Source organism: Novosphingobium album (ex Liu et al. 2023) (genome assembly GCF_029076845.1).
Taxonomy (GTDB): domain Bacteria; phylum Pseudomonadota; class Alphaproteobacteria; order Sphingomonadales; family Sphingomonadaceae; genus Novosphingobium.
The window spans coordinates 1-4,799 of record NZ_JARESE010000067.1 but is presented as its reverse complement, the minus strand read 5'-3'; the positions used below and the strand labels follow the sequence as shown (position 1 = coordinate 4,799).

The 4,799-nt window shown below is 70.2% G+C and carries 3 protein-coding genes; 2 read left to right on the top strand and 1 reads right to left on the bottom strand.

Annotated features, from left to right (window positions below; all coding sequences use genetic code 11):
- The coding region (locus PYV00_RS19620) for a UDP binding domain-containing protein (protein WP_275230011.1) at nucleotides 1–396 on the top strand (396 nt) is incomplete at its 5' end.
- A gap of 273 nt (nucleotides 397–669) precedes the next feature.
- On the top strand, nucleotides 670–4,014 hold the full coding sequence (locus tag PYV00_RS19615; RefSeq protein ID WP_275230010.1) for a PAS-domain containing protein: 3,345 nt from the start codon (nucleotides 670–672) through the stop codon (nucleotides 4,012–4,014).
- Between the two features lie 39 nt (nucleotides 4,015–4,053).
- Here the strand turns inward: PYV00_RS19615 and PYV00_RS19610 are convergent, their stop codons facing one another.
- The gene (locus PYV00_RS19610; RefSeq protein WP_275230009.1) at nucleotides 4,054–4,686 is read right to left on the bottom strand and encodes a response regulator transcription factor; all 633 of its coding nucleotides are present in this window, start codon (nucleotides 4,684–4,686) and stop codon (nucleotides 4,054–4,056) included.
- Nucleotides 4,687–4,799: the final 113 nt, after the last annotated feature.

The window sequence follows — 4,799 nt, the reverse complement described above, 5'->3', positions numbered from 1 at the left end:
GCGCTGGGCGGGGCGGACAAGGCGCGGGGCAAGCGCGCGGCGCTGCTGGGGCTGACGTTCAAGCCGAACACCGACGACATGCGCGATTCGCCGGCGATCGCGATCGCGCAGACGCTGGAGGACGCGGGCGTATCGGTGGCCGCGTTCGATCCCGAGGGGATGGAACAGGCGCGCCCGCTGCTGCCCCGAGTGGAGATGAAGAGCGATCCCTATGCCGCGATCGCCGGGGCGGACGCGGTGGTGATCGTCACCGAATGGGACGCCTTCCGCGCGCTGGACCTTGGCCGGGTGAAGGCGCTGGCGAACGCGCCGGTGCTGGTGGACTTGCGCAACATCTACAAGCCCGAGGACGTGCGCGCCGAAGGCTTCAGCTATACGTCCGTCGGCAGGGCCTGATGCCCGTTCGCCGGCAGGCGGGCAAAGTCCTCCCCGTTTGAGGGGGGCGCCCCGCGAGGCTGACGGAGGGGGGGTTCCCCGCTGGCGGTGATACCCCTCCGCCACCGCTGCGCGGCGACCCTCCCCCTACAGGGGAAGGATATGGCGGGGTGGGCCAAGGGCCGCTCCTCCCTGTGCCGCGCCGGACCACGCCCCGGACCATTCCGGGACCGTGCTTGACTTGCGCCCGGCGGTGCTGTTCTTCGTCGGGCAACCGCAAGAGCGAGGTGCGATATGGGCTTGAGAACGGCGGCGCTCCTCGCGTTCGCGCTCGTGCTCGCCCTCTTCGCGGTGGCCGCGCTGGTGGAAGCCCGGGCGCGTTCGATGCAGCGGCGCACCGTGTTGCGCCGGCACGCCTATACGCTGGCGCTGGGCGTCTATTGCAGCAGCTGGACCTTCTATGGCGCCGTCGGCAGCACGGTGAGCGTCGGCTGGAACTATCTGCCGATCTACCTGGCGCCGATGCTGCTGCTGATCCTGGCGCCGCGCTTCCTGCGCCGGCTGGCGCAGGCCGTCGCCGATGAACAGGCGACCAGCGTGTCTGACTTCATCGCCGCGCGTTTCGGCCACGATATCCCCGTCGCACGGCTGGTCACGACGATCGCGCTGCTGGGCACGATCCCTTATATCGCCTTGCAGCTTCGCTCGATCGGCCATGCCATGGCGATCGTTTCGGCGCGCGATGTCGCGGTGCCGGTCATGCTGGTCGCGGCTTGCGCGCTCGCGCTGTTCGCGATGCTGTTCGGCGCGCGCCGGTTCGAGCTGGCCGGGCGCAGCGAGGGGCTGGTCTATGCGATCGGGCTGGAATCGATCATCAAGCTGGGCGCGCTGTTCGCCGTGGCGGCGCTGGCGATGGTGGTGCTGCTGGGCGCCGACGCGGCCACCACCGCGCGCGAGATCGCGCTGCTGAGCGAGACGTTCCGCCCCGAACGCCTCTCGATCGAGACCGCCGTCATCTTCCTGATCGCGACGATGGCGATCCTGGTCCTGCCGCGCCAGTTCTACATGGGGCTGGTCGAGGCGCGCGAGCCCGAGGATCTGGTGCGCGCCCGCTTCGGCCTGGCCGGCTATATCGGGGCGATGGCGGTGCTGGTCCTGCCGATCGCGCTGGCCGGGCTGATCGTGCTGCCGGCCGGCACCGATCCCGATGTCTTCGTGCTGCTCCTGCCCGCCGCGCGCGGCAACGAATGGGTGCTGGCCGCCGCGCTGCTCGGCGGCGTCAGCGCGGCGGCCTCGATGGCGATCGTCGATGCGACGGCGCTGGCGACGATGGTGTCGAACGACATTCTCCTGCCCAGCGTGCTGGGGCGCGAGAATGACACGCAATCGGGCGCGATCGGGCGGCGCGCGCTGGCGATCCGGCGCGTCTCGGTCTTCGCCATCATGTTCCTTGCGCTGGCCTGGGCGCTGCTGGTGTCGGAAGCGGAATCGCTCGCCTCGATCGGGCTGATCGGCTTTGCCGCCATGGCCCAGTTCACCCCGCACCTGATCCTGGCGGCGCTGGGCACCGGGCGCGATCCGCTGCCGGCGCGGATCAGCCTGGCCACGGGCCTCGGCTTCTGGCTCTACACGCTGGCGCTGCCGCCGATCCTGCCGCTGCCGTGGATCGAGTGGCTGGCCGCCACCCCGCTCGATCCGCTGCGCCTGTTCGCGATCGGCTCGGCCACGCCGCTGGTCCACGGCGTGTTCTGGAGCCTGGGCGCCAACCTGGCGACGATGGCGCTGTTTTCCGCGCGCACGATGAGCCGGCCCACCCTGCCCCGCATCCTGCGCGGCCAGCGCAATGTCAGCGACGTGAGCGAGCTGGTGCAGCTTACCGCCAGCTTCATCGGCGAGGAGCGCGCCCAGGCGGAATTCCCGCTGGCCCGGCCCGGCCTGCCGATCGACCGCTTTTCCGCCCAGCGCGCGCAGGAACTGATCGCGCGCGTGATCGGCGTGTCCTCGGCCCGCGCGCTGGTCGCCTCGGCGCTGGCGGGCGGGAAAATGAGCCTGCACGACGTCACGCGCCTGCTCGACGAAGGCGGCCAGAGCCTGCGCTTCTCGCGCCAGCTTCTGGCCGCCACGTTCGAGAACATCGATGCCGGCTTCAGCGTCGTCGATGCCGATCTGAACCTGGTCGCCTGGAACAGCCGCTACCTGGAGATCTTCGGCTATCCGGCGGGGATGGTGCGCGTCGGCACGCCTGTCGCCGATCTCATCCGGCACAACGCGCGGCACGGCGATTTCGGCCCCGGCGATACCGAGCACCATGTCGCCAAGCGGCTGGAGCACTTGCGCCGGGGGCAGGCGCACAGCTTCGAGCGGCGGCGCAAGGACGGCCGCGTGATCAAGACGGTGGGCGGCCCGATGCCGGGTGGCGGCTATGTCATGAGCTTCACCGACATCACCGAGGATGCCCGGGTCCGCGCGGAACTGACGCGCACGCGCGATGAGCTGGAAGCCCGCGTCGCCTCGCGCACGCACGAGCTGAGCAGTGCCAACCGGCGGCTGGCCGAAGCGGATCGCGAGAAGACGCGCTTCCTGGCGGCGGCAAGCCATGACCTGCTGCAGCCGCTCCACGCCGCGCGCCTGTTCGCCGCCGCGCTGCAACGCGAGGAAGCCATGACCGAATCGCCGCTGGTGCTGCGGATCGAGGAAGCGATCATCGCGGCCGAGGACCTGCTGCGCGCGTTGCTCGACATCAGCAAGCTCGATGCCGGCGGCGTGATCCCCCGGCCCGAGCCGATCGTGCTCGAACGCTTCCTGGCCGAGATCGTCGAAGGCGTGCGCCCGCAGGCGGAGGAAAAGGGGCTGGCGCTGCGGCTGGCCGGCGCGCCGGGCGTGCTGATGGCCGATCCGGGGTTGCTGCGGTCGGTCATGCAGAACTTCGTCACCAATGCCGTGCGCTATACGCCCACGGGCGGCGTGCTGGTGGGCGTGCGCCGCCGGGCGGGCCACTGGCGGATCGACGTGGTCGATACCGGGGTCGGCATCCCGGAGGAAAAGCGCGAGACGATCTTTGCCGAATTCAGCCGCATCGGCGAAGTGGAAGTGGACGGGCTGGGGCTGGGGCTGGCGCTGGTCCAGCGGATCGCGCGCCTGCTGGGCGGGACGATCGAGGTCGCTTCCCGGCCCGGCCACGGCAGCCGCTTCAGCCTGCTGCTGCCGGCGACCGACGTGCTCGACGCGCCGGAGCGCGCGACCGTACCGGCCGTGGCGCGGGCGGGCGGGCGGCCGGGGCCCTCGCTGCGCGTGCTGGTGGTCGATAACGACAGCCGCATCGTCGAGGCGACGATGACGCTGCTGGCATCCATGGGCCATCGCGGCATCGGCGCGACCAGCATCGGCGCGGCGCTTGACCGGGTCGGGACGGTCGATGCCGTGCTCGCCGATTACCGGCTTGATGACGACGAGGATGGCCTCAGCCTGATCGCCCTCCTGCGCCAGCGGCGGCCGGACCTGCCTGCGCTGGTCATCACCGCCTCCACCGAACCGGGGCTTGCCGAACGCGCCGATGCGCTGGAGGTGCAGGTTCTGGCCAAGCCCGCCGATCCGGCCGCGATCGAACGCTTCCTGCGGGGACTTTCGGAACTGGTGTGAAATTACGGTTTTGCGCGATGCGCCGATAAGCGCAAACCTTCAATGCCGCAGGTCGATCCCCAGCGAGCGCGCGACCAGCGCCGCCTGCGTGCGGTTGCTGACGTCCAGCTTGCGCATGATCGCGGTCATGTGGCTTTTCACCGTCGCCTCGGTGATCCCCAGCGCGTGGGCGATCTGCTTGTTCAGCTTGCCTTCGAGCACCGCGAGCAGGACCTTCAGCTCGGTGGGTGTCAGGCCGGCGACGGTATCGCGCACCTGGGCTTCGGGCGTGGTCGAGGGCGGGCGGGCCATGGCCTGGCCGTGATGGCGGATGGCGCGCTGGATGGCGCCTTCGATCCGGTCAAGGTCGCTGTCCTTGCGCAGGAAGCCGACCGCGCCGAACGATCGCACTTCCTCTTCGGCGGCCACGCCATCGGCGCTGGATACCACCAGGATCGGCACCTCGGGACATTCGGCATGGAGCAGCGCGATGCCCGAATAGCCGACCGCGCCCGGCATCTTGAGATCGAGCAGGATCAGTTCCAGCCCGGCGGTATCGGCCGCCGCGCGGGCGGCGGCGGCCAGGGTGCCGGCTTCCACCACGCGCGCCTGCGGCAGCACGCGCCCGACCGCGAGCGCCAGTGCCTGCCGGAACAGCGGATGATCGTCCGCGATGAGAACCGTTGTCGTCACGCCGGCACGGGTTGTACCCGATTGGCGATAAGGTTGTCGACGACGGATGGGTCTGCGAGGGTTGATGTATCGCCGAGGTTTGAGAAGTCGTTTTCGCCGATTTTTCTGAGGAT